This window comes from Asanoa ferruginea (genome assembly GCF_003387075.1).
In the GTDB taxonomy this organism is placed as follows: Bacteria; Actinomycetota; Actinomycetes; order Mycobacteriales; family Micromonosporaceae; genus Asanoa; species Asanoa ferruginea.
Map to the genome: position 1 here is coordinate 3,692,044 of NZ_QUMQ01000001.1, position 26,054 is coordinate 3,718,097.

A 26,054-nucleotide genomic window follows, 5' to 3' on the forward strand; every position below is an offset into this window, starting at 1 on the left:
CGTGCGACTCATATCATCGTCAGGCCGCCAATGACTCGCTGATCGGTCTCTGCACCGGTCGTCCAATGTGTGAGTTCGGATTGGAGCGCTCGAACGTCAGGGTGGGTAGGCCCGTGGAGACGTTCGAGTTGCGCTGTGAGGGTGGCCAGTTTGCTTCGAGCTGGTTCGATGTCGCCCGCTTCTGCGGTCCATCTTGCGTGGTTGGCGGCGGCCAGGATGTGGTGGCTCTTATCGAGGATGGCCGTGATTGGCAGGATATCTTCGGCGATCATGTCTCTGGCTTCGTGTGGGTGGCGTGCCCTGCCGATGTTGTGTGCAAGGAGCAGGCGAGCGTTCAGAACCAGCAGGTGGTGGGCGCCGCAGATCCGCTCGTAGGTCGGCAGGATCTCGTCTAGTGCCTCGCGGGCTTTTTCTGGTTCGCCGGCGTCGCCGGTCCATCGTGCGAGGTCGCGGCGGCTTCTGAGTGTGTCGCGGTGCTCTTCGCCGAGGATTTGTCGGCGGCGTTCAACGGTCCGTGCGGCGATCACCATCGCGCGGCGAGGGTCACCTGATTGCCCCGTCCAGAATGCGAGCGCGTGGTGGCAGTTGATCGCACGCGGGTCGTCGGTGTCTAACCGGTTCCATGCCGCTGTAAGGTCGAGAAAGGAGTCCCTAGCCTGTGCGGGGTCTCCGGCAAGACCGATCCAGAAGGCCAGTTCACCGCGGACGGTCAACGTGTGCGGATGGTCCGATCCATTCACGCGTTCATACCGTGGCGCCAACTGCAACAGAAAGTCTCGTGCTCTGGCTGCGTCGCCGGCCCATCCGATCCATCGTCCGAGATCGCTGGCAACAAACAGTGTGGCGGGGTGGTCGCCTCCCGAGACACGTTCCCTGTCTGGTAGCAGGGCCAAGAGTAGATTACGGGCTGCGAGGCTGCCGCCAGCTTGCCCAGTCCAACGTGCTTCGTGGTGTCGCGCTATCAAGGTGGCGTTGTGGTCAGATCCAAGCGTTCGGTCGGCGTGCGAGGCAAGTTCACGGAAGTAGGCAGCGGCCGCTGAGGCGTTACCGGTGTTTCCGAGGCTGTCCCCGATCTTGAAAACGATGGGGTGCGGATCCTGGTCGGCTCGCCACAGGTGGTTGTCGCAGGCATCCCGGAGGAACATGCCGTTGCCACGTAGGGACTCTGCGGTTGGTGCATCGCCCTCAGCCAAAGGCCATAGCTCCAGCAGGGCGTCAGCTGCCGCATTGGCGAGTTGGCCTTGCACCTGGTCTGGCGTTTCCTCGCGGGCGGCGCGCGCCGTCAATGCGTGGATTCGGACAGCTCGGGGACCTGCGGTGGGCTGGTGGGTAATCAGTGCGTACCGGTGTGCGATTCGTAGCGCGGCGTGGGCCTGGCTTGTGGTGGCGGGTTGGCTCGGTAGGCCGAGGTGTGCCAGTACCGGGGCACTGGCCCACAACGCGTCTGGGTGGCCGGCGGGGTCGAGCAATGCCGCCAGGCGGAGAACTTTGGTCGTTATGCCGGCGGGCTCCTCCGCGTCCGCGGCGCGCAACGCGAGGAGCAGGGTTGCCGACACGCGTTGTTGTCGACCATCGACGGCTCCGCCCATGAGCTCGTCGAGATTCGTAGGGCCTGCGTTAAATAGCTCAAGGTAACGGGTGCACGACGCTGCATTGTTGATCATGTAGGCGGCGGCGTGGGACAGCGCGAGCGGTAGGCGACCGAGTCGGTCAGCGACTTCGCCGGCTGCGTCGTCGACGAGGTGGCCCTGCTCGGCTTCGGTGAGCCGTGCATGTAGGTACTCGATCGACTCTCCCTGCGAGTAAACGTCGATGTCGATCAGCTTGCGGCCACCGTCGGACAGGGCGGCGTCGCGGAGGCGGGTGGTAGCCAGTACCCAACCCGTCTGCTTGGGGCTCGTTGGCCACCAGGCTGACACGTCGTAGGCGTTGGTGACGTCGTCGAAGACGACAAGCCACGACCGGTCGGTGGTGGCGAACCAGTCCAGGAGCGCGCGGGCGTCGGCTTCAACATCATTCCCCGAGGCTCCGGGAACGTGAATGCGTGCGGCCGCTTCCGCTAGGCCGGCGGGGACGGTGTCTGGTCGGGTGGCGTTGACCCACACCACTAGGTCCGTGCCGTCCTTAACGGCTTCGGTGGCGTATCGGGCTGCTAGCTGTGATTTGCCGACGCCGCCGCCACCGGAGAGGACCTGGGTCAATACGACGTTCTTCCCGGCCCGGCGGGCGGTGTCGATCTGTGTACGAGGCCCGGACCGGTACTGGAACGCGGATGCCAAAGCCGGGATGCCGCCAACGCGAACCGGCCAGACAACCTCGGCCGCGCCGGCGGTGCCGAAATTGTTTATCTGTGTGTTGCCGCCGCCGGAGTTGACCTGGACGCCCTGTGCATGGCGGGCGTCCACTCGAGGCGGCGTCCTCGCATCGTCGTCGGCCGGCTCGGGTGTGGTCATGGCCGGTCCTCGCGGCGGCCGAAGGTGTTGTGTTGGTTGTTGCCGCCAGTCTGGTTGATCTGCATACCGTGCGCGTGCCGCACATCGATGGAGCCAACGCCCGAGTCCGCTGACGGTTCGGATGGCCCGGTGGGCGGCGGATCGAGCTGAGACGCGTGGACTGCGGTGCTGGTCGACGGCGAGGACTGGGGCGCGATCGAGGTCGCCGGCGTCGGATCGATGCTGGGCCCGCGGCGGGCCAGAACCTGGGTCAGGACAGCCACTAGCAGCGAGGCGATCCCGGCGAACCACGAGAACACCTCGACCCCGCGCGAACCAACCACAATCGCGAGGACCGCGAGCGTCACAGCGGTCGCGGCACACACGATGATGATCACCCAGCGTTGTTTCGCGGTCACCCGCCCATCGTGGTCAGTAGATTCCACCGCGTCCATCCTCCGATCACCCAACCGAGGCAAGCGATCCCACGATGCATCGTGGACCAGTGCCCGGTCTTGAAGGCCGGTTCAGGTGCACCGAGGATGGAGATGGTCTCGGCGATGCCATCCACAAGCATCGCCGAGACCCCTCCCGATCAAGCACAGGTTCGAACCCCACACCGACTCCTCGAAACGCACCCCGAGACGCGAATCCCGCAGGCCTCTGACCTGCACGAACAGCCTTGACAGCGCAGGTCGATCTCGATGGCGGGATACAGCCCACAACTGCGCACCGTCTGGTCGGTTGTCCCTGGTCACCGACGTATACGTGGGCGATTGATCGCGTCATACTGGCTGCTGTCGATCTCGTGGCGAGTTGTGATGGTATCCGGGTGGTTGGCGCCCAGCACACGGATGCGGTCGGCATGCAGCTCTTCGAGCTCCGCTCTGGTCGGGTAACCGGCCTCCGCGCGCCAGTAAGCGCGGGCATGGCGTGTAGTGAGGGTGTAAGGGTGATCAGGCCCGTGTACCCGGACTCGATCTGCGAGCAGGTCGTCGAAATCGCTTACTGCCTGGGCAGCATCGCCGGTGCGACCGACCCACCAGGCGATGGCGTGGCGGTTGGCCAGCGTGTCTGGGTGATCTGCTCCAAGGAGGCGCATCCGGTCTTTGAGGACGTCCTTGAGTGCCGCTACGGCCGTAGATCGTTGTCCGGCGGCGGCACGCCCGAATGCGATGTTGTGTCGGGTAGTCAAAGTCTCCGGATGGTCTGGGCCTAGTACGCGTAACTGATCGACCAAGAGAGATTCGAAGTCCGCCAACGCGTTGTCCGAGTCGCCGGCCGCGCCACGCCAGAAAGCTAGGTTGCGCCTCGATGCGAGCGTTTCTGGGTGGTCCGGGCCAAAGACACGCAGGTAGTCGGCGCGTAGCTCGGCGAAGGAGCTGGCTGCAGTTGCAGCATCGCCGGCGACACCCTGCCAGTAGGCGAGGTTGTCGCGGGTGATGAGTGTTTCAGGGTGGTCTGGCCCGAGTAGGCGTAGCCGCTGGGCCGCCAGTTCGATAAAGGCGGTGACGGCACCGCTGGGATCACCCGCTTCGCCGCGCCGTCTCGCGAGGTTCGCGCGAATAGTTAGCGTCTGCGGGTGTTCTCGCCCGAACAAACTGAGGTAGTCGGCTACGAGACCTTCCAGCGTCGTAACTGCGGCGGCCGCGTTGCCGGCCTCACCGCGCCAATGTGCGAGGTTGTTCCGGGCCGCTAGGGCTTCCGGCCCGTCCGAGTCGGGATCTTGTCCGTAGTCAGCGACGAGAATCTCTAGTGCGGTGGCGGCACCGAGCGGGTCGCCTGACATTCCCTGCCAATGGCAAAGGTCGTTCCGTGCCCTCAGGGTATTGCGGTGCTTGAGGCCGAGGAGGCGGTCGTAGTCTGCGAGCAAGCTGCGCATCGCCGCTAGTGCGTCCCCGACGTGCCCGGCCTCACCTTGCCAATTCGCGAGGGCATTGCGGGCCTCTAACGTGTCGGGATGGTGGCGACCCAATACCCGAAGTCGATCCTCGACCAGAGTGCCTAACTCTGCAATGGCGCCGGTTGGGTCGCCTGCCGCTCCGCGGGACAGGCCCATGTTGTGCCGTACAACCAGGGTGTCCGGATGGTCAGAGCCCATGGCGTGTCGGGCCCTGTCGAGCAGGTGCTGCCAGTAGTCGACTGCGGCGGCCACCAGCCCCGCCTCGCGCAAGCTTTGCCCTGCGCGAATCAACAAACGTCGGCCCTCGGCGCTCTCGATCATGGATCGGTGGGCGTCTAGGGCGGCGGCGTTGGCACGTAGGACCTCGCCGACCTCTCGGCGACGCTCGACCGTTGGCCACGTCCAGAACAGGCCATGCGCCGCTGCTAACGCGACTGCGCTGGTGCTGTCAATGCCGAGGTGTTGTGGGATTGCCCCAGATTCGCGGGCGGCGCGTGCGGTCAGTGCGTGGATTCGGACGGCTCGGGGTTCTGCTGTGGGATCGTGGGTGATCAACGCGTACCGGTGAGCGATTCGGACTGCGGTGCGGGCCTGCCCAGCAGTTGCGAGCTCGTCGGATTGGCCGAGGTAGGCCAACACCGGTGCGGTGGTCCACAGCGCCTCCGGGTGGCCTGCGGGGTCGAGCAGCGCGGCGAGGCGTACGACTTTGGTGGCCATGCCTTGGGGCTGTTCGGTGTCCGCGGCGCGTAACCCGAGGAGCAGGGTTCTTGATACTCGTTGGTGGTAGCCGTCGGCGTCGTCGGTCATGAGCTCATCCAGCGGTGTCCCGGCGGCGTCGAAGAGCTCGAGGTAGCGGGCGCAGGTGACGCCTTGGTTGACCATGTAGGCGGCGGCGTGGGAGAGGGCGAGTGGTAGGTGGCCGAGCCGGTCGGCCAAGGCGTTGGTGGTGTGGTCGAGCAGGTGTGCGTGGCGGGCTTCGGTGAGTCGTTGGCGTAGGTAGGTCGTGGATTCGTTGGGCGTGTAGACGTCGATGTCGATGAGGGTGCGGCCGCTACCGGAGAGGGCGGCGTCGCGGCGGCGGGTGGTGGCCAGGACCCATCCGGTGTGCTTCGGGCTTGCCGGCCACCAAGCGGAGACGTCGCGGGGGTGGGTGATGTCGTCGAAGACGATCAGCCAGGTGCGGTCGGTGGTGGCGAGCCAGTCCAGTAACGCGCGCGCGTCGGCCTCGGGTTCCCCGGTGGTGCCGGGTGCGTGGACGCGGGCTGCGGCGGCGGCGAGTGCGGCGATGAGGGTGTCGGCTTGGGTGGCGGTGACCCAGACGACCAGGTCGACGCCGTCGCGGAGCGCTTGATCGGCGTACCAGGCGGCGAGTTGTGATTTGCCGACGCCGCCGCCGCCCGAGAGGACCTGGGTCAGGACGATGCTGTCGCCGTGGTGGCGGGCGGTGTCGATTTGCTCGCGGGGTCCGGACCGGTGCTGGAACGCGGAGGCGAGTGGGGGGATGGCGCCGACGCGGATCGGCCAGGTGATGTCGGTGCCGGTGGGCGCGGTGCCGTAGTAGTTGTTTTGGGTGTTGCCGCCGCCGGGGTTGACCTGGATGCCCTGCCCGTGTCGAGCGTCCACTTCCGGTTGTGGGCTGGCTATGTCATTGGCGCGAGCGGGTTCGGCCGTCAAGGCCGGTCCTGCGGGCGGTTGAAGGTGTTGTGTTGGGTGTTGCCGCCGTTGCCGAGGTTGATCTGCACGCCCCGGGCATGCCGCACATCGCTGGGACCGCGGTCGGGAGCCGACGCGGTGTCCTTCGGCGCACTGATCCAGGCGGGCGGGTCGGTCGGGTGCGGGGACTCGCGTTGGGTTGATGGCGGACCCTCGGTGGTTGGGCTGCGGTGGGCCAAGATCGGTCCGAGGAGCGCTGCGATCAGCGCGGCGATCCCGGCCAGCCACGACAGCACCTCGATGCCCTGCAAGCCGACCACGAGTGCGACGGCCGCGAGCACAGCGGCGGTGGCCGCACACACCGCGATGATCACCCAACGTTGTTTCGTGGTCACCTGCCCATCGTGGTGAACGGGGCTGGCCTCGTCCATCCACCGATCACCCATCCGAGTCCGGGATCCAATGATCCACCGTGGGCTGTGATGGTCACTCGAGGACGGGCTCGCGGAACGGTCCAATAGAGACGGCCTCGACGATGTCATGAACCAACCCCGCCGAAGCCACGCCTACGGCAGCGTTGTGTGGATGACCAGTGGCCCGTGTCGGACTCATCGACGCTGTCGCGACGATCGAGCGAATCGACCTCCACGTCCGGGAAAGCGCCCGCATGTAGCCGCCGCGCCGGCGGTCGATGGCGATCAGTTGATCGAGCACAGGTTCGTGCCCCCCGACGCGGCCTTGACGAGTCGAAACGCGCCCCCAGGCGCATCGAGGCACCGGTGTTGAGCTGGGCGAATGTTATCGAGGCACAGGTTCGCGGGTCCGGCGGGATACAACCTATAACTGTGCAAGATCAGGTCTGTTGTCCCTGGTCAGCGACGTATACGTCGGGGAATGATCCGGTGGCCGGTCCCAAGTTGCGGGCAGCAGCGGGCGGTAACCTGCGCAACCACGGCCACGACCCGGGCTACGACGTAGGGGCATCTGCAGTGTGCCCAGGCATGCTTGAACTCATCGCGCAGTGACAGCATGACCAAGTGGCTGACAGAACGACGACGAAGTGGACGCCTTCATACAAGCAGGGCCAGTCGGACCCGCGGGGCATGCTGATCCCGGACCAGGGCGGTGAGGACGCAGCTGTCCGACGAGGGGAACGCACCCTGATCGCATCCGCATCGGCGTGGATGCAGGAGGCACTCCTTGCCTGGTCCGAGGACGACTTCAGGAAGGTCTCCGCCGTCGCCCCGCTCGGCGTCGAGCATCTCGGCAAGGCCGTCCTTTGGCGGACTGCGCCGATCCTGCTTGTGCCATTGAGCCGAGACGCGGAGTTGGCGCTGTTCTCGCTCGCCACCAAACCAGACCTCGACGACCCACGGCTGAAAACCATCGGGCTCTCCGGCGTTTTCGAGCGACTCCTGCGACTTCTCCCCGCCGTCGCCATCGACGACAAGGCAGTGAAGCGCATGGTCGGCGTCCGGAACGGTGCGATGCACGTAGGCACCTCGAGCACGTCCCGGAACGTCCTGCTGGACTCGCTCGTGGTCTGCCGAGTACTGCTCGAGCACCTTGGACACGACCTCAAGGAGTTCTACGGCGAACACCTGAGTAGTGCACGAGGGCTGATGGACGCGAAGCGTACGGAGGTCGGTGATCGAGTTGCCGCCAAGCGCGCGAAGGCTGCCCGCGATCTGGCAAATCTTCAAGAACGCATGGGCATCCGTTTCGACGACTGGATCGATGACAAGGAACTGGAGGCAGAGGAACTGTCGCCCAGTGACTTCGGCACGGACCTCTGGGGAATGGAGCAGGACTGCCCCGAGTGCGGCCACCGCGGGCGACTGTTCGGCCGTGTCGAGGCCGACCCGCAGATCGAAGAACGACCGCCTGTTGACGAAACCACACCGCCCGAGGCCTACCTCGCTGGGTGGATCATCGAATTTTACCCAGAGGCTTTCATGTGCTGCGTATGCGAGTTCACCCTCCACGGCCGGGACGAGGTGGCCGAAGCGTCCCTGCCCTCTGGCCGGCAGCAGATCACCGCAGAGGATCTCGGCGGCGAGTTCGACCCGGCCGCATACACCGAGCAACGCAACTCAAGATGGAACTGAGCTGGACGACAAGCGCTGCCTCCGCATCAGCGATCGGGGCTCTGCTGATTGCTTGGCTTCGAGTCTTTGGTTGTGACGGATCCCTTTGATGCGGCACGATGCTTGCAGACGTCCAGTTTGGAGATCGCTGTGCACGGTGGACTCGTAACGGTTAAGCGGCTATCCATGCTTTGGCTGGAGGGGCGGCGCCAGTTTCCAACTAGGCTGTTGCAGTCTCACATGCGGAGGGCCGTCGAGCGACGTCAGCACTTGAGTCTTCTCGCGATAATTGAGTCAGTAGCCCTAGAGGCGGTAGGTGTCGCGGCCGACGGCGACCTCCAAGTCCTGGCGCCCGAGAAGATCGCCGCCTACTTCGTCGAGAAGAACCCCGATCTAATACGAGAGCAGACTCGACGGAGCCTGTCCCGGAACACACTTCTCCCACCTCTGCCGCCAGATCAGGCCATACATGGCACCGACGAACGCGACCTCATACCGGGTCAGGACTACAACCTCGCCGAGATACAAGAGTGGTTCGAAGGTCGTCCCGGCTGGATGTCGAGATACAAGGATCTGCGCGAGATCGGGTTGATAAGCGTTTCGGACTGGCTGCGGGCGCACCTTCGCCATATAGACGGCATCGATGCTCACTGGTCTCGCCATGATCCTCTTTTTGACTTCGCGTATCGCAGAGGCACCGAACTGAAACGACAGAAGGCCGAACTTCTGCGGGAACTTAGGACCCTTGCTCGTCTGGCTAGTTCCGTAGAGGCCGTCAGCGGCCATTTCGATTCCCTGGTCCTCCTTCCACGCGGAAATCGGGTCGTTGTTCGTCCTATGTCAACATTGACACAGGGACGGCTGGATTTTAGAGACTCTACGCCCGTGGAAGGAGTAGTCGGTGACCTAGGTGAGCAGTCATCATCGCTGCGGGCGCAGCCATGGGAAGAGCTCGAGGATCTTATGAACAACGAGTCCGCGGCGGAGAGGGATTTTCAGGCGTTCTTCGAGGCTCATCCTGACCTGCTACTAGGCACTGATTACGAGAGATTTGTGAGCCAGCCTGTTCTCACGCGACAAGACGAGGCAAACCTAGTCCCTGACTTCATACTATTCCCGTACGACGGATCCAAGGCCCCGAAGATACTGGATCTCAAGCTTCCACGCCCTAAGATCTTCGTTAGTAAGCAAAACAGAACGCGCTACTCCTCTGCAATTCACGAAGTGCGTGCTCAGCTGTTGCAATATCAGCGCTATTTTGGTGAGGCGTCTAGAGCGATCGAAGCGAAGAAGCGCTTTGGGACCGAAATCTTCATGCCGGAGATCGCCGTAATTGTCGGCAGGAACGATTCTCACACGTCCAGACTGGATGTTCTTAGAGCTAGGCAGGACCTTCCCGACCTGGATGTGCGGACGTACGACGATGTTGTCGCTGCCGCACGGAGACTCCACGCGCTCGGACTTCGTCAGGACATTTAACTCGCGGTGACTCTGCGGCACCAGCATGCGCCGCGGTAGGCGGTGAGGTTGTTTCATGCTGCCATCGCTCGGTGACCTAGCGCCCCATGCTCACGCGGTCTATCCCACGGAGAAGGACTGACGCGGAGTTGGCCGCCAATCCAAGCTAAGGTTCCCTCAGAGCTACGCCAGCCGCCGGACCTCCCGACAGATGGCGGGCGGATCTGACGAATCTGTTAACAGATCCTGGTGCACTCCAGAGTGCACCGTGGACGCGGCGAGGCGGTGTCCGTAGTTTCGCTCCTGTGAGTGATTCTACGGCTACGGTTTCCCAGGCCCGGCTCGCGCAACTTGCCGGCGTCGCACGGTCGGCGGTCACGCAGTGGCGCACCAGGCACTCCGACTTCCCGGCGCCTGTCGACCCAGGCGTTGACCTACGGCTCGCCAACGTCATCGAGTGGCTGGATACGCGGCCCATACCTGCCAATCACCGCCGATCTGAGGAGGCGGCCGGCGTTACCTACGGTGAGCGGGTCAGGCGTCAGCTTCGGGCCGCCGAAGTCCCCGATCGGGACCGAGTCAAGGAGCTCGCGGCGCTCGGCACTGAGTTCGGTGGCAACGCGGTGCGGACCGAGTACCTCTATCTTCTGCTCTGCTTGACGTACTTGCGCCTCTACGACCACGACCGCTGGTCACAGCTGACGCGTAGCGTGCCGCCGGACGGCGACCCGGGCATGGCCCGGCGGCTGGTGCTCCGCGTCGTGGCGCTAGCCGACGAGTCGCTGGCGGGTTCCGACGTCCTAAATGCCTCGGACGCACCTCCGATCCGGCTACGACCCCGAGCCTTCGAACCGCTGCGCAAGGTGGTCAAACTCGTTGCGGCCCTCAGCCCCGCCGACTTCGTACGGCTTCGTGCCGCCTATCTGCGGCAGGCGAGCATCGGCCCCGACGTCATCTCGACACCCCAAGGCATCGCCCGGACGATGGTCGCCCTCCTGGCCTTTATCCCGGCCGACGGCGACGTCCTGATCTACGACCCCTTCGCCCGCTTCGGCGAACTACCGGGCGAGTTCGTCCGCAGCGCCGGCGACCCGGCCGCGATGGCCAGCCACAACCTGGCCGCGGTGCGGATCCGTGTGGAGCATCCCGACACGGCCGAGCTCCGGCTGGCCGGCATGTGGTTGGCGGCGTCCGGGACGCTAGCCGAGCTCGCCGTGACCGCGGCACCGCCGCCCGGCGGAGCGACCTTCGTGCTGACCAACCCGCCGTTTGGCAACCGCGTCGAAGACACCTGGCTGCGGCACTGTGTCGACTCGCTCGCTGAGAACGGGCGGGCCGTCGTCCTCATGCCCTACAGCGCCGGATTCACGGGCAACGCAACTATGCGCCGAGAGCTTGTAGAGCAGGGTGCTCTCCTCGCCGTCGTCGCGCTACCGGCGCGGATGTTCTCGAACACCACGGTCGGGGTGTGCGTCTGGCTATTGAGGCGGCCCACTGGACGACCCGGTTCGGTGCGGTTCGTCGACGCCCGCAATCGCGGCCGGGTGAGGGGCGCTCACGTCAAGTTCGACGAGACGGACGTCGCGAGCATCGTCGCCGCGGTAACGGCAAAGGACCGGACCGAGTGCAGCGTCCTGGCGACCCCCGAGGACATCCAGGCGCAGGGATACTCGCTGCATCCGCCCGAGCACCAAGACCGCAGGTTCACGCGATCGCCGGCAGACGTGGCCCGCGCGGAGCTCGAGGCGCTGGCAACCAAAGTCGACATGCCGCCGTACACGATCGGCGGCGGCTGGCCCGGTCGCCCGCTAAACGAACTCTGCGACGTCCGCAACGGGGTGTGGGCCGCGTCGCTGAAATCAGCGGTCGCCCGAGCCGGAACCGCAGGCGTGACCGTGCCTGTCGTGCACCCGCGGCACCTACGCAGCGGGATCATCGAAGCAGCCGACGCTCCGACGGCCGACGCCACGTCGCTGGACCGGTACCGGCTCCACAGCGGCGACGTGCTCTGGGTACGCACCGGCGCCATGGGCCAGGCCGCGCTCGTCCGCGACGCCGAGTCCGGCTGGCTGCCGCACACCAACCTGCTCCGGCTGCGTGTCATCGACCCGGACGAGCTGGATCCCGCCTACCTACTGGCGTTCCTGCGGCAGCGCGCCATCCTCGCCCACATCCGCGAGCGCTCCATCCGGTCAACCACCACATCGCTCCGACCAAAAATCCTGGGCGAACTTGTGATGCCTCTGCCGCCGCTCACTGCGCAGCGGGACGCGCTCGCCGCACTCGCCGCACTCGACGACCAAGCGGCCTCGCTACAGAGACGCCTCGAAGCCGTCCGCGCTGCGCAGCCGGTCTTCGGCCAGCACCTCATCGACGGCACCATCGTCCTAACAGAAGGGAAAGCAGTGTGAACCGCTCCGGCACGACCCCCGTGTGGGTCCTGGTCGTGGGCCTCGCATCCCTCGTCGTGGCGCTCGTGACCGCGATGCTCAAGAGCAGCGTTGGCGCGCCAGCAGCCGAAGCCGTGCTATCCGCTGGAGTAGCGTTCGGGGGCGCTTTCGGACTAGGCCTCGGCATTCTCGGCGCGCTGCATCGACCCCGATCCACGAACGCCCGCCGCCGGTCGAGGTGAGGCAGCAGACGCGACGTCTTCGCCCTCATCAGGCGCAACTGGCCGCACGGAACGCGCGAGATGGCCGGCCGGGTAAGAGAACGGGACGCGGCCTCGGCGAGGTCACCCAAAGAACGTCGTCGAAGCCGCGACCATGAAGGCGCGGAGACCTGAGCACAGGTTCGAACCCCACCCCGACACGACGCTCGCGACCCGAAACGCGCCCTCAGACGCGCCGAGGCACTGGCCCTGAGCTGGGCGTATGCGACCGAGGCGCAGGTTGATCTCGATGGCGGGATACAACCCACAACTGCGCACCGTCCAGGCGGTTGTCCCTGGTCACGGACGTGTACGTTGGCGATTGACCGCGCTGCAGGGGGTGCCGCGCGGGGCCGCTGGTGTGGGGACCTACGCACGTGAGTCACACCGGTACGGGGGTGGGTAAGCCCGTGACCCTCCCGCCGCCGGAGGACGAACGGCAAACAGTAACGGTTATCGCCGATTCGGTGAGATAGCTGTGAGCGTCCCGCGCGCCGTCATCCGACGTCACCACGGTGGCGGTTGCTCCTCCTCCTCCTCCTCCTCCTTGGCGCCGGCTCGCGGTTGGTGCGTAGCGGTGCTGGTTGCCAGGACGGAATGTCGTCGCGAAGACAGAAGACCGGAGGCAGCGCGGTGCATGTCGGGGTGAGCTGGCCGCGGCCGACGAGCTCCTTGACGGTGCCTTGGTCGAGGATCTCGATTGGGCATGCCGGGCATTCACCGCTTTGGCTGCATCCTGGCTCGGCCGCCAGAATCTGCCGGATGTGGAGGTAGGCGTCCTGAGGGGTATCGGCTTGGACGAGGTACCAATGGCCGCTCTGGTCGGCTGGGTCGAGTAACGCGACCACACCCGGTTTCATGGGTCGGTACACGCGGTCGCCTTCATGTCGGATGGCGAAGACCTGATCGAGTAGGTCCACGAAGTCCCGTGTCGGGCTGGTGGTGGTCAGCCAGGTGGCGGCTTCTGTGGGGCTGCCCGGGCCCCACAGGTACTCGGTCGGTAGCCGGGTGTTTTCGTATCGACTGTCAAAGTAATAGAGGTCGGGGTCCTCCAGGCGGGTTCCCGGGCAGAAGACGGCGCGGACGATCGCGCACTGTTCGATCTGGTCGAGACGAACTAGGCCGGCGCTGAGGTGATCGGCTGGAGCTAGGGTCACACTGCCGTTGGCGTTCCAGCCGATAAACAGCGCGTCGCGCTCGACCGGCGCTGGGTAGAGACGGCCTCCCGGCGTGGGCACGCCCCAAAGCTGATTGATGAACTCGGCCAGGTCGCGCAACGTCTCGGCGCAGTCGACCGGGGTAAGCAGGTGCGTCGATGAGGGGTGGGCGACTGAGTTCCGTAGGGTCGCGAGCACCTGCTCGATCCGGCGGTTGCGCTGCCCGCGGAGCACTCCAGCGGCCCGGGCCCATTTGCGCAGACCATCGAGCATGCCATTGAACTCGACAGCGGCAGGGCCACGTCCCACAACCAGCTGGTAACCGCGTCGCGCTGGGAATCGCTTGGCCGCTTTGTATACGTCGTCGTAGTCGGTGATGGTGATCGTCTTCTCGTGGCCGTCGCGGTGCACGAAGGTGCATGAGCCGTCGTGGAAGTGGATGAACCGATCCCGCAGTGCCTGCTCGATGACCAGCAACGCATGGTCGTTGACCAGGGTGTAGATCTCGTAGCAGAGCACCCCGTACGCGCGGATTTTGCGCAGTCGTTCGAAGGCATCGCGCGTCCCCTGTGCCACGGCGTCCGCGAGGTCAATCTGGGCAACCGTTTCCTGGTGGTAGGTGGCGGCAGATTCCGGGGTCAGCATGCGATCTAGGCCGAGGCCCAGCGGGGTGAAGCGCTGGGTACGTTCGTCGGTCTCGCGTAGCTGTGCTAGGGAAGTGATCTGCATGTCGGCCTGTCTGCGAGGTGCCGATGACATTCGCCATGCCCGGACCTCATGCCGAGCCAGACAGGATATAGGAGCCGACGCTTGGCTGTCGCCCAATTTCCGCAGGCCGCCCTCTAAGTCTCGGCGGGTCTCTCCGATCTGCCGGGATCCGCTTTGTAAGTCACGGCAGGGCTGATGCTATGTGGACCTCGTCAGCATCGACGCGCGCGCTGAAGACCTGCGCAGGTCAACGTTCAGCGTCGACGTCGTCTGCTGGTAGCGGTGCGGAGACGGTGTTGGGTACGCCGCCAACGCTGGCGATGGCGGTGCGAAGACGAGTCTGGCTGTCGACAAGCCATGTGAGCATGTCGGGCCAGGCGTTGCGGTCGGTGATCTTCGGACCGGTGCGGCGAGCCTCGATGCGGCAGCCCTTCTTCTCGGGAAGGGCGTCGAAGAATAGCTCATCCCCGTAGGCGGCGGTGATTTGGTCGCGGAGATGGTCGAGTAGCTGCCAGCGGGTCAGATTGACGGCGGGGTCAGGGTGGCCGAAGTAAATCTCGGAGCGTCCGCCGAAGGTTGCCCAAGATACGGTCCAGGAGGCGCCGCTGACGCCGCTGGGCATGCTCCACCAGTTGGCGGCGGGCGCGGCGCCGCTGGTCCAGCCGTGTTGTTTGGCCGAGGGTTCGAACTGAGACCAGAACTCAAGGTAGAGGGCTTGGGCGGGTGTGTGGGCGGCGGCACCGGACTGGGTGGCCGCGACCGCGAGTTTCTCCCAGTCGTTCGGTTTGACCACGAGTTCCAGCAATGGGGCGACCAGCCCGGCAGGGGCGCCGGCGAGGGTGACCGCGGTGATCCGGATGCCAAAGAACCGGATGCCGGGTTCCGTGTGGGTGTTTAGCCATTCAAGGGCGGCCCGGTGTTCCTCCCGGAACGACTCGGCCACCCAGATGATGGTGGTGGGCTTGGTCCCGCCGGCGTAAGTGAGGATCTGGCCTAGGTGGCTGTGGTCGGTCGGCCCGTACTGGTTCTCGACGATGACGGGGGTGTCGGTGGCGACCTCGCGGCCGATCAGGTCCAAAGAGAACTTTCCGACCTTGTACTCCCGTGCCTCGAGTTCGACGTCCATGCCAAGCGTCTGGCTGAGCAGGGCGGAATTGGCCAGCAGCCAGGGCGTGAAATGGTGCGCCTCGGTCGGCCACACGGTGGTGACTGTGACTGGCTGCAGACTGGTCAACTGCATCGTCGGCGGCTCCGCCGGTGTAAGGCCGGAACCGTCGTCAACGGCGCTTACCGCACCCTGATCCACAGTCTCCGCTGTGGCAGTCTCCGCCGCTGTTGGCGACGGGCTGGCGCTGGGATCGATTGGCATTCCGGCAAGTTACACCGCTGGACCCGACGACCTCATCTGCCGCGGAGGCGGGGTCAGTCTGTCCAGCCGGCCGCAACCACAACCCGTCACGGTGCATCTGACGATCGGTGTCGTGGTCACGGAGGCACACGTCAGCGAAGCGGAAGTCAACGTCAGAACAGGCTTTGCGGTTGCGTGTTTGTCTTGGCAGTGAGTTTGTGGGCCGATGCCGAAACGGGTAGGACTCCGGCTGCCGCGAGAGTCGTTGTCGAAATCAGTGGTCCGCGGCAGATCCGGTCGAGGAGGTCGTCTTGACGTGGTTCGAGCGCGACGGGTTGGTGGAGCACGGTGATGATCTCGAGTAGTTCGTCGGTGAGATTAGGGGCCCAGGATGGGGCGTTGTCGTCGTCGAGTGGGGACGACCGTCTTCGGTAGCGTTGGTCGGCGTTGCGGTAGTTAAACCAATGGCGGAGGACGCGCATACCTCCGACGTCGTAGCGCCACGCGGGCTCGCTGACCGGGTGTGTAGGCGGCCGCGTCCGATGATCAGGGTGTCGGTCTCGGGGTCATGATCGATCACATCGGGTAGGTCCCCGTGAGTGTCCGGGATTTCGGCGATCACCTTCGGCCCGAAGGCGTCGACGAAGTCCCGGAACGAAGGGCGGGCGGTCTTCCCATCGGCGGTACAGCATCCGAAGGTGTGCAGCCACAGGACGTTGTGTCCGACGGCGACGGCTTGCTGCCACAGCTTGGCGTCGGAAGTAAGTGGGACGCGGATTCCAAGCTGTTCGAGTTCATGGAGAAAGCGTCGGGTATATCCAGGGTGGGAGACGATGCCGGCGACGTATGCGAAGAGGTCGCCGGGCGCTGGCGTTCGTCGGTGGGCGCGGGCGAGCTCACCGACGAGTGTGCCAGGGGACAAGCAGGACGGCATCGACTTCTTCGGCAGGTTCAGCGATGGCGTTCGCGCTGCCTGGCAGGTCAAGCAGCTCGAGAGGCTCACGGCCGCCTCGGTTCGCAACGCCGTCGAGGCCGTCACGTTTTGAGTTGCGGTCGCAATGAGACCAGCCCATGGGGGCGGTGTCGGGTTGAGCTCCAGCGGCTCGTCGTACGGGGCCAGTGTGGGGTTGCAATTAGGACCAGCCCGGGGGCGGTGTCGGCCCAGACCGGTCCGAGAGGCTCTGCAGGTACCAGGTGTCGCAATGAGGCCCAGCCTGCGAGCAACTCCAACCGGCCGCGAGCTCGTCCTGATGAGATCGGATAGATCCATTGCGTTCGCCAGTCAGGTCACAACGCCGCAAGCACCCTAGACCGCGACGTTACGCTCGGTCGTGGAGTTCGAGGGCGCCCTTCCCAGCGTCCACTATGGTGTAGAGCTGCGAGAGGCATGGCGCGCCGGCTATCAACCGATGCGGCGTAAGCGCTGCGAGAGATCCGGAGAGAGCCTCGCTGATGGAGGCGTCAGAGCTGGCACGAGTCGACCAGAATCTACGGCAGTTGTGCGCCGAACACGGGCTGAGCTGGGTAGTGCAGGCGGTGGACGCCGCAGTCGCCGAGGGCCATGCCGATTCGGCGACTGCCGGCGGCAGTAGCTATTACCAGCGTCGTGGTGGCTACATGTACGGGTACGGCGTGCGGCCGGACGAGCGCAGCCGGGTCGAACCCGAGATCGTGGAGCGTCCATACACTGATCAGGAACGCGTCCTGCTGCTGCTCGACGCGATGCTCGCGGTGTACCGCGATCTACCGAACCTTCGTGCGGAGACGGTGCGTGTACTGACGGATGGTTTCCGGGGACGGGTCCCGGTTCCCGAGCAGATTGTTACTGCCCTGGACGAAGGCGACGACGATATCGTCGTCGCTTGGCAGCCCGAGACGGCCGCTGCGGTGCAGAACCGGCAACGTGTCGTTGGCGCGCTGGCTGCCCTGCGTCAGGCGGTGGTGCCGCTGTGACGGATCCCGTTGGTGCACTGCTCACCGAGCTGGCAGACGCGATGCAGGGTGTGGCGACACCGTTCACTCGGGCTGACGCGGCTGACCGCATCTACGAGGGTTTCCTGTTTGCGCAGGTGATCGCGACGGCGGCGGAGTGCGGCGGAAGGGTGATCTACGAGGATTGCTACGAGAAGGAGGTGCAGGATCTCGTCTTTCGGGGTGCGCCTGGCGTCATTCACGGCCGAGGAAGACGGTCGTTTACGCATGCGGTGCTGTACTTCGGGGCCGCCCGCCCGATTGAGGTCCATCTGCGGGTGAAGGTTCAGTGGAAGAACTTTGACGGCGAGTCGGACGTGCTGCTGATCGACACGAATGCGGCCCGTCACAGCCGGGACAAGCGGCAACTTCCGAAGCCGTCTGGCTGTGTACTGACTATCGAGGGCAAGTACTACCCCCTCGGCGTCCCTCGCGACGAGGCGCTCAAGTATGTTGGCATGCGGCGAAGCTTCCCGCCGTCGATGGCGAGCCTGTTCGTGACGAATTCGTTCTCGACGCACGCGCGCAAGTGCCTCAGCCATGCTAACCGCCTGCCGTTCGAGTTCGGTGCGATGCCAGGTACCCGGTTTCAGACATACGTTCGCGCACACATCCGCGAAGCGTTCAAGGCGTGGGTTGCCGAGTACGACTTCGGCCACGAGGTCTGACCTTCTCAGAAGGTCCTCTCCCTCGGCGGTACGCACCGCGGCAGCGACCCGCAACCATTCCTTCATCCACCACGCGCGCCGCAGATCAGCGTCGCTGGGCGTCAGTTGCTCTGGCCAGAACGCCTCACCGCCAAGATATTGGGACTCGTGGTTGCCGACCAGCTGAATCCACCGGCCCGATCCGGCGTCCAGCCGCTTCTGCACAGACGCGAGCACCGCCGAGTTGTCCGGACCCCTGTCGATCAGGACTATCCTCCGTGGAGTGCCCAAAAGGACGACGCCGTTCCAGGCGATTGTGCATCTCATCCGGCAGCACTACGCCGGCCCTGGCGTGACAGTGAGCGAGTCGAAGCTCATGTGCGACCCCGACCTCGGCGAGCGTGAGGTCGACATCGTCGTAGAAGCCGAGGCAGACGGCGACGCAATCGTCATCTCGTATGAAGTGAACCAGCGGAGCCGGCGCGCGTCGGTGGATTGGGTGGAGCAGCAGATCGACAAGCACCGGCGGCTGCCGACCCATAAGCTTGTACTGGTATCGCGAGCAGGGTTCAGCAGGACGGCCCTGACGAGGGTGGCGCTGGAGCACGGCAGGGTGGAGGCACTCACTCCCGAGATCGTCATGGTCGACGGCCAGCAGGTCATCAAGCGGCTGTACGCCGACTCGGTCAACTACACCCCAACGCACTACACACTTGGGGTCGTGCGCGGCGAAGAGGAGCATGTAGTACAGGCGCGTACGGCACGAAGGTCTACGGCGAGGACGGCGAGTACATCGGCCCGCTTGGGGTTCTCGCGCAAGAGACGGCCGAGATGGACTCCGTCGCCCGGTGGATCATTATCGAGGCCCATCACCATCCCAGACGGGAACACCTGACGGACTTCGAGCTTGGGATCAAGCTCGGGGCCTTGGACTACTTCCTGCGTCACGACGAGACGGGTGAGTTGTATCAGGTGGTCGCCATACACATCTCGGGCGACTTCAGGTTCCAGCAAGACGAGATCGAATTAACTCTCTCCCGGCTGGGCAATCGCATGTGCGCGTCGACCTAGACGTCGCTCGCAGGAAGACCAGTCGTTTGGGTTGGGACGACGCTGCCGGGAGCATCCGTGACTACTTTGTCCTACCGCCCGACCGACACCTCCACCGCCGAGCGTCGCACCTCAACAAAGCCAAACCCGACGATGCTGTTCCCTGGCCTCCTAAAGATCGAGTTACCGGAGCACCCCATGGGGCGGGCGGCCAAGGAAGGCGACGCGACGCCCCCTGCGCATAGTATCTCCTCGATGCCGTGTGGTGCGGCGATGAACCTACGCGACTCGTCCAGATCTGCCAGAGGACGCCGATACCGTCTGCGTAACTGGGTGGTCGAGCCGGTGTGACCCAGTGCGGCCGGTTTTCCGCTACCGTTCGAACATGACGGCCAAACAGATTGAGGGCTTTTTGGCTGACGCCCCGGCACCTATACGTCGCGAATTATCCCAGTATGCCAGAGGTGTCCAGAATCTTGCCTCCAAGAGTTTTGGTGATGCAGGGTGCAAACGGCCAACGGCAGACGAGCGTTCGGTCTTCGTAATAGTCGCAACCTTTAGAAAACTGGCGCATTTAATAGACTTTCAGAGCAGAACTATTCGGGCGACAACGAGGGCCGGGATGTTCTCCTCCATCGCCGTTGGCTCAGTAGAAATTACTGGCGACTCGGCATATGACCGACAGTTGCGGCGCATGAGTAACGACCTGTGGAACACGGCTCAAGAGATTGGAATACGGGATCTGCTGGCATCCAGCACGCTGAAGAGCCTTGCTAGGAAGGTACATGAGCGCAACCATTGACGGTAACGCCATCTTGAATGGGCTAGCCGGCTTCATGCAACGCCATCGCGCGACACTCTATGAACTGGTCCGCCGAAATTTTCAGTTGCTTGAGATTGCAGCCCTCATGGCCAGCGCCCACCATTATCAGAGCATGGGATACGCTGTTCAGCCGGCAAATCTCGACCGTCGCAATCGCTTCATATTCAAAGCAACAACCACCGGGAACCCACGCAACTACTCCTGGTTCGAGGTGGCTGGATCCGGGCATGCCTTGGGATGGGAGCTACACGCTAACCTTCCTGTACAGAGCGCCTACAACCACGACGGCGGAATTTATGTGGTGGACGTAGGTGTAATTCGACAGGGCACTGAGATCGCCCCGGTCGGTAAACGACAGTGGCAAGCGGGCAGCACGGATTTAATGACGCTTGCCGAGGTGAAGGCATTCCCCGTATACCCAATGCTGCTGGCGCATTTTTTGGGGATCGTTCACGAAATCGCTCCTGCCTTCTTGAGCGGACGAGTACCGTACGGCTTCCGGCGGGATAAACATTTTCCACCCACGCTTTTCTCCACGCGCGGCCTAAGTGGCACCTCCGAGAATATAATTAAGGCATACCCATCCCGAGGGCTACGAGTAGCCATCGTCAGCAACCTCGATACCGCCATTTCCATGGGCGTCCTCGACTCCACGGTAAGCATCTTCAAGATGCAGAAGGCCCGGTAGCTGTTGTTGCGCGCCAAACCCGAGGATTGACCGGCCGAGGAACGGGTGGTTGACGCCGAAAAGACGTTAAATCGACGCCGTCCAAGGGCCGGCAGGTCTGGAACCGTCTGCGCACCAATGAGGTCCTCCTCGGCGTCGAGGACATCGCGTTGGGCCACGAGAACCGCCACCGCTGGAACGACCCGAGCGAGTGGGTCTGGTCGACCGAGCAAGCGCGCGAGCCGCCAGCCCACCATCGTTAGTGCGCGCCGCAGCGCGGATACGGTCCCAGACAGGAGGGGGATTTCATCGCTGTTGCCACATGATCGTCTCCGTCCGCGTCGGCGGGAGGCCCGTCTCGGTGGCACCGACTCTATGGGCGTGAGCCTCACCGTTCGAACCGAGTGCGGTCCGCTGTGGGGTTGGGCTGCTTGCCGGCGTCGCCGCCGAGCGCCTCTAGGACGGTGTACTCGCCGGCCACGGTGACCTCCTTCGGTTGGGCTTGGGGTTACTGCGCGCAAGAGCAGAATGGGTTACGGCGTGAACACGATCCCCCAGTCCGGCTTGTGGGGTTTGTGCCACGGGCTCTCAATCGGTTCCAGACGAAACGAGACACGCTCCGGGAAGAGGCGCTTTGTCGCCACGAGGGTCCGGCCCGGGTAGTCGACGCCGGACAGCGTGCCGCCTTGCTCGTACCAGTCGTAGCTGCTCCCCTCACGACCCGCCGATCCGAACTGGACCCACCACATCTCCTCGTTCGGCGCGTCGAGGAGGAAGACGCCTGCCTTGTAGCGGTTGTTAAACCAGCGCATCTCCGGTGGAATCCGGGCCTCAGCGCCGTCCTGGATGGGCAGCAGAAGGTCAAAGCGACGGCCTGTCCAGACCCACGCCGTACCCAGGAAGCCGGCTCGGCGGTCGAGTTGGGCGCGAGCCTTCATTGCCTCGACGGAAATCGGCGAGTCCTGAACCTCGACGGCGACCCACTGGCGGCTTTTGTCCGACCACACCGCGACGTCGACACGACGCTCACCATCGCTGTGGATCTGTTCGAGTTCGACGTGGTAGCCGAGGCCGCGGAACTGCTCGGCGAGGACCTTCTTGGCCAACAGGTGGCGTGGGCTCTCGCCGACCGCGATGCAGTCGGCGCCAGGTGCGTGAGCGAAATGGGCGATCTTGACGCGTCCTCGCTTGAGGACGACGAGGTGTTGGCAGAGCGGGCAAGAGAACTCGTCGTCGGCTAGGTCACGTTCGGCTTCGACCGGACCAACGGGCGAGAGGGCTACCAGCATGACATGACCCAGGGGATCGTGATCGTGGCGGTCATCGCGGATCTCCTTCCCGGTGCGGTCGGGTTTGCTTCGAAGAATGGCGCTACAGGGCGGTCAAGTCGAGACGTTCAACACGCGCGAGGTACTCACGCCGCCGTCGCTTAGCCTCGGGTCCGCGGACAGGTCATAAGTACCCAGGTGAAGGCCTAGGCGTGGGCCGTGCCGGGATCTTGGACTCGCGAGACTAGCTGGGGTCACTCTTCCGAGAACAGCGACACGCAAGTCGGGTGTGCGACGTGAGGATTCTGCGGCAAGATGGCTTCGGCCTCGGTAAGGGCTCTCCACAAGGTATGCCCCTCCGAGTGGGCCTAAGGCCATGCCGCAGCAGACCGGCGGCCGTTCTCACAGCTGTGATCAAGGGAGGTGGCGTCGCCATGCGCGTAGTCAGGGTTCGCCTGCAGCGCTTCCGAGGCTTCGCGGACATGGTGCTGTGCCCAGTTGGGCACGCGGTGGTGGTCGGCGAGCCGCGCGCCGGCCGGACCGACATGATCACCGGTCTTCGTCGGGTGCTTGAGCCGCGGAGCACGATGGCCAGGCCGGATGTACTGGACGTGTACCGGCCCTTCCCGCCGGCTGGCGAGGACCTCGAGGAGCTGACCGAGGTCGAGGTGACGCTCGTGGACCTCAACGCGGTGGTCGAACAGGAGCTTGAGAACTGGCTGGATCTGATCGACCCAGAGACGGGCCTGCTCGCAGCGCACGAGCAGGCGGACGAGGCAGTGATGGGTCTGCGGTTGTGTTACCGGCTTCGTTACGACCCGGCGAGCGAGACCGCCGAACACTGGGTGGAGTACCCCAAGACCGGAACCCGGGCGTCGCGCGCCGAGCGGGAGCTGCTGGCTCCAATCGTGCTCGACCGGCGTGCGCCGCTGCAGCTGCGGCCTGAAGGGGTCTTCCGCCGGTTGGTGGCCGATGCTGACGAACCGGACCTGCTGGCGGCGTTGACCAAGCTCGGCACGGACATGGATGCGGCAACCGACGCCCTGGTTGCGAGCAGCGGGATCCGCAAGACCATCGAGGAGGTCCTGGACGCCGGGGCCGCGCAGTTGCTGGAAATGAGCAGCACCGTGCCCGCGGATGATATTGGGTTCGCAACCGACGACGGATCCGTCAGCGCAATCTTGCGCGCCATGCGCCCGACAGTCGCCTTGGACAGCGCTGGCCCGCTCCCGCTTACCGCACACGGCTCGACCACCACCGGTGTGTTGACCGCAGCCGAGGCGGTGGTGTCCGCAGCCGAGCCAGGGGCGATTGTCCTCGGCGACGACTTCGGCGACGACCTAGACGCCGCATCTGCCGAGTACCTGGCCTCCCGCCTGCGCCGCAATAGCGGGCAGGTGTGGCTCTCCACCCGCCGGCCCGAGGCGGTTCGTGCGTTCGCGCCGGAGGAGATGATCCGGCTGACCCGAAGCCACGGCCAGCGGCGAGCGCATCAACTGGCCGCCACAACCGACCGTAAAGAGCGGGCGGCCCGTCGGTACTTGCACCCGCTACTGCTCCCGGCGATGACCGCCCGTACGGTAGGGCTGCTCGAAGGCCCTCACGACCTGGAGGGTTACACCGCGGTCGCAGACCGGCGGCTACGCAACGACATTGCCCCGCCAGCAGCGTACGGAGTGCGGATGGTCGCACCTGCCAACGGCGACGGCGGCAAGGACGAACTGCCAAAGCTGGCCCGGCTCGCTACAGCGCTCGGATTCCATGTACGGGTAGTCCTTGACAACGACAAGCCCGGCGGAGACGCCGCGCTGATCGCCGAGTTGACCGCACTGGCCGAGCACGTAATCCGGCTGCCAAAGCACTCCTCGGTCGAGAAGGCATTGGTCAGCGGTGTCGACGTCTCCCGGCTGCGGACCGCGTTCGAGCGGCTGGTGACCGAGCACGGGTTGGTCGGGATCACCGTCAGTGCGATTGCCGACGCCGACTTGGCGGAGGCGATCGTGAAAGCGCTCAAGAGCAAGGGCGGCCTACACCAGCCATTCGTCGACGCACTGCCCCGCGGGAAGACGCCACCGCTAGCCAAGAAGGTCCTCGATACCCTCGCGAATCCACCCGCCACCACCGGACTGGTCGATCTGCCATGACCTACAAGCCCAGTGAAGAACAACGGAAGATCATCGATTCCGGTGATCCGGTCCTGCTGGTGTGCGGCGGCGCGGGGACGGGAAAGACCACCACCGCGGCCGCCGCAGTGCGTGCGCACTTGGAGCGCGTCGATCGTGAACGCGCCGCTGCGGTGAGCGGACGGGGGCGGCTGCCGGTCGCGCGGGCGTTGTTCTTGTCGTTCTCGCGCTCATCGGTGGCACAGATCCTTGATCGGACGGCCGACGTGCTCGGCCCATATCTGTCGCGAATCGAAATCACCACCTTCCACGCCTTCGCGTGGCGGTTACTGATCCGCTGGGGAGGCGTGATCGGCTTAGCCGACCCACAGATGCTGACCGACGCCGAGGCCAAGCTATTTCGAGCGGAAGACACTCTCCGCTACCGCGACATGATGCCCCGCGCGCTCGATCTGTGCGCGGTGCCCGCCGTTCGCGAACACCTGCAGGGCCGTTGGTCGATCATCGTCAGCGATGAGTTCCAGGACACGGACGACTGCCAGTTCGACCTGCTGAGCAGCATCCGCGGTGCGGCGCGGCTTCTGCTACTAGGCGATCCGAACCAGTGCATCTACAGCGACCTGCCCGACGCAGTTGGCGTAGGTCCCCAACGGCTGGACGCCGCGATGGCCATGCCCGCGGCCCGTCGCATCGACTTGCCGGACGTTTCGCATCGGGATCCGAGCAATATCTTGCCGGCCGCCGCGGCGGCCATTCGTCGCCGTGAGTTCGAGCATGATGCGGTCAGAGCCGCCCTGGACAGCGGCCGGCTGCTGGTTCGCGCTGGCCTACCGCTGGACAGGGAAGCCGACGTCGTGGCCGAGGTGGTACAGAACTTGCGGGAGGAAGGCGCCACAGTCGGCGTATTCAGCCACCACGTTGACGCGACGACCGGCTTGTCCGACCAGCTCACCCAACGCGTCATCGACCACGAGATCGTCGGCCTGCCCGAATGTCTTACCGCGGCCCTTGAGGCTCAGCACGCGATGCTCCGTTTCGCCGCTCGGGCTGAGGAATGGGAGCTCGTCAGGCAGCAGCTTGCGGTGTTTGTCGCTAGCTCGGTGCGCGGGAAGAATGCGCCCGACCTCGCGTGGATGCTCCTCGGGCGCCGTGCTATGCCAGCCACGTTGGACCGGCGTCTCACCGAACTCCGCGACGCTCTGCTAGCCGACCAGATCGGCGATGCTGCGCAGCGCGCCGCCGCCGCGCACACCGCCCTTGGCCTTCCTCAAGGGGAAAAACACTGGCAAAACGCGGCGCAGTTACTGGAACCGTTGGTGGCACGGGCTTCGCGCCGTCACGCCGACCCTGCCGAAGCGCTCGAGCACCTCGCCGCAGCAATCTCCGACCACCGCGCCGGTCTACTCACCCATGTGGTTGGCGAACCGGCGGCGTCAGTCCAGCTCATGGGCCTTTACCAGACCAAGGGCCGGGAAGCAGACGCTACCATCGTCGTCCTGCGCAGCAGCGACTTCTACGGCTTCGAACGGTACGAGCCGTTCGTCAACTCCTCTAAACTGCTCTACGTGGTGCTCAGCCGCGCGCGCCGCAGAACAGTCGTGCTTCTGTTCGGCGACAATCCCCAGCCACTTGTTGCGCCGCTGATCAAGTTGGCTTCCTGACACTCTTCCGAACGCGCCAGCGATAGTGGGCCAGCAAGACGCTCACAAACCCGTCGGCAAAACCTCGCAAGGTCCGGACGAGCACCACGCGGCTAGCGTCGGAATGCATACCTCACCCGGTTGGGCAGTCCACACCGAGTACGCCCGCTGGCCGCCCAGTCCGCTTCATGATCATGTGCCGCATCCTCTCAGCCGCTCGTCCGCCGGCTGATCGCAGCAAGGCGATGCGGCGCATGGACGAACCGATATGTCAGGGTCCCGACGATGTTGCCACGCCATCGCCGCCAAAGGCGGGGGGCAAGCGTGCTCATCAGCAGATCCGGACGCTGCTGTGCGCGAATACCACCCCGTGTAGTTGGTGATCTCTATGCGAGGGCGTCGGCCCGATCATCACCCCGACGCTAGATCAGACCGGGTCCCAAACTGACGCCCAATGGAATCCGCGTGC

18 protein-coding genes and 2 pseudogenes are annotated in these 26,054 nt (G+C 64.8%); 11 read left to right on the forward strand and 9 right to left on the reverse strand.

The window, feature by feature from the left end; genetic code table 11:
• Nucleotides 1–8 precede the first annotated feature (8 nt).
• The 4 genes from DFJ67_RS17415 to DFJ67_RS42750 all read right to left on the reverse strand — a co-directional run bounded on the left by DFJ67_RS17415 (nt 9) and on the right by DFJ67_RS42750 (nt 6,383).
• Nucleotides 9–2,453, reverse strand: a complete 2,445-nt coding sequence (locus DFJ67_RS17415) for a tetratricopeptide repeat protein (RefSeq protein ID WP_116068943.1) — start codon at nt 2,451–2,453, stop codon at nt 9–11.
• Nucleotides 2,450–2,851, reverse strand: coding sequence for a hypothetical protein (locus tag DFJ67_RS17420; protein WP_116068944.1), 402 nt, complete (start codon nt 2,849–2,851; stop codon nt 2,450–2,452). The genes DFJ67_RS17415 and DFJ67_RS17420 overlap by 4 nt, the downstream gene beginning before the upstream one ends.
• Before the next feature lie 335 nt (nt 2,852–3,186).
• The gene (locus DFJ67_RS17425; protein WP_170215895.1) at nt 3,187–6,009 is read right to left on the reverse strand and encodes a tetratricopeptide repeat protein; all 2,823 of its coding nucleotides are present in this window, start codon (nt 6,007–6,009) and stop codon (nt 3,187–3,189) included.
• A complete protein-coding gene (locus tag DFJ67_RS42750; RefSeq protein ID WP_170215896.1) occupies nt 6,006–6,383 on the reverse strand; it encodes a hypothetical protein in 378 nt (125 codons plus the stop codon). The genes DFJ67_RS17425 and DFJ67_RS42750 overlap by 4 nt, the downstream gene beginning before the upstream one ends.
• Before the next feature lie 642 nt (nt 6,384–7,025).
• Between DFJ67_RS42750 and DFJ67_RS17430 the strand changes: the two genes are divergently transcribed.
• The 3 genes from DFJ67_RS17430 (at nt 7,026) to DFJ67_RS17440 (ending at nt 11,944) form a co-directional block, all read left to right on the forward strand.
• The gene (locus DFJ67_RS17430; protein WP_147315532.1) at nt 7,026–8,096 is read left to right on the forward strand and encodes a hypothetical protein; all 1,071 of its coding nucleotides are present in this window, start codon (nt 7,026–7,028) and stop codon (nt 8,094–8,096) included.
• A 219-nt stretch (nt 8,097–8,315) separates the two neighbouring features.
• On the forward strand, nt 8,316–9,554 hold the full coding sequence (locus DFJ67_RS17435) for a Shedu anti-phage system protein SduA domain-containing protein (protein ID WP_170215897.1): 1,239 nt from the start codon (nt 8,316–8,318) through the stop codon (nt 9,552–9,554).
• Nucleotides 9,555–10,189: 635 nt separating this feature from the next.
• Complete coding sequence (locus DFJ67_RS17440; protein ID WP_147315533.1) at nt 10,190–11,944, forward strand: N-6 DNA methylase; 1,755 nt, start codon at nt 10,190–10,192, stop codon at nt 11,942–11,944.
• Between the two features lie 736 nt (nt 11,945–12,680).
• On the opposite strand, the gene DFJ67_RS17450 is transcribed toward DFJ67_RS17440, so the two are convergent.
• The 4 genes and pseudogenes from DFJ67_RS17450 to DFJ67_RS44710 form a co-directional block, all read right to left on the reverse strand.
• Nucleotides 12,681–14,069, reverse strand: coding sequence for a hypothetical protein (locus tag DFJ67_RS17450; RefSeq protein ID WP_116068950.1), 1,389 nt, complete (start codon nt 14,067–14,069; stop codon nt 12,681–12,683).
• Between the two features lie 226 nt (nt 14,070–14,295).
• A complete protein-coding gene (locus DFJ67_RS17455; protein WP_116068951.1) occupies nt 14,296–15,417 on the reverse strand; it encodes a DUF4268 domain-containing protein in 1,122 nt (373 codons plus the stop codon).
• Nucleotides 15,418–15,569: 152 nt separating this feature from the next.
• A pseudogene (locus DFJ67_RS44705) lies at nt 15,570–15,905 on the reverse strand (hypothetical protein); the annotation flags it as partial.
• 188 nt (nt 15,906–16,093) lie between these two features.
• Nucleotides 16,094–16,666 (reverse strand): annotated as a pseudogene (locus DFJ67_RS44710) (type ISP restriction/modification enzyme); the annotation flags it as partial.
• 182 nt (nt 16,667–16,848) lie between these two features.
• Here DFJ67_RS44710 and DFJ67_RS17460 point away from each other — a divergent pair.
• The 6 genes from DFJ67_RS17460 to DFJ67_RS42315 all read left to right on the forward strand — a co-directional run bounded on the left by DFJ67_RS17460 (nt 16,849) and on the right by DFJ67_RS42315 (nt 20,575).
• Nucleotides 16,849–17,349, forward strand: a complete 501-nt coding sequence (locus tag DFJ67_RS17460; protein ID WP_116068952.1) for a hypothetical protein — start codon at nt 16,849–16,851, stop codon at nt 17,347–17,349.
• On the forward strand, nt 17,346–18,035 hold the full coding sequence (locus tag DFJ67_RS17465; protein WP_116068953.1) for a hypothetical protein: 690 nt from the start codon (nt 17,346–17,348) through the stop codon (nt 18,033–18,035). The genes DFJ67_RS17460 and DFJ67_RS17465 overlap by 4 nt, the downstream gene beginning before the upstream one ends.
• 262 nt (nt 18,036–18,297) lie before the next feature.
• Entirely contained in the window at nt 18,298–18,909 is a 612-nt protein-coding gene (locus DFJ67_RS17470) for a hypothetical protein (RefSeq protein WP_116068954.1), read from the forward strand.
• 32 nt (nt 18,910–18,941) lie between these two features.
• Nucleotides 18,942–19,085 (forward strand): hypothetical protein, encoded by a 144-nt coding sequence (locus DFJ67_RS42760; protein ID WP_170215899.1) that lies wholly within the window; start codon nt 18,942–18,944, stop codon nt 19,083–19,085.
• Between the two features lie 364 nt (nt 19,086–19,449).
• Entirely contained in the window at nt 19,450–19,866 is a 417-nt protein-coding gene (locus tag DFJ67_RS42310; RefSeq protein WP_147315534.1) for a hypothetical protein, read from the forward strand.
• Nucleotides 19,850–20,575, forward strand: coding sequence for a hypothetical protein (locus DFJ67_RS42315; protein WP_147315535.1), 726 nt, complete (start codon nt 19,850–19,852; stop codon nt 20,573–20,575). Before DFJ67_RS42310 ends, DFJ67_RS42315 begins: the two co-directional genes overlap by 17 nt.
• A 512-nt stretch (nt 20,576–21,087) precedes the next feature.
• On the opposite strand, the gene DFJ67_RS17475 is transcribed toward DFJ67_RS42315, so the two are convergent.
• Nucleotides 21,088–21,843, reverse strand: a complete 756-nt coding sequence (locus tag DFJ67_RS17475) for a competence protein CoiA (protein ID WP_116068955.1) — start codon at nt 21,841–21,843, stop codon at nt 21,088–21,090.
• A 413-nt stretch (nt 21,844–22,256) separates the two neighbouring features.
• Here DFJ67_RS17475 and DFJ67_RS43810 point away from each other — a divergent pair, with 413 nt between their 5' ends.
• Both DFJ67_RS43810 and DFJ67_RS17485 read left to right on the forward strand, forming a co-directional pair.
• Entirely contained in the window at nt 22,257–23,966 is a 1,710-nt protein-coding gene (locus tag DFJ67_RS43810; RefSeq protein WP_239097160.1) for a hypothetical protein, read from the forward strand.
• Nucleotides 23,963–25,606, forward strand: a complete 1,644-nt coding sequence (locus DFJ67_RS17485) for a UvrD-helicase domain-containing protein (protein WP_116068956.1) — start codon at nt 23,963–23,965, stop codon at nt 25,604–25,606. Before DFJ67_RS43810 ends, DFJ67_RS17485 begins: the two co-directional genes overlap by 4 nt.
• The last annotated feature ends 448 nt before the right edge of the window (nt 25,607–26,054 follow it).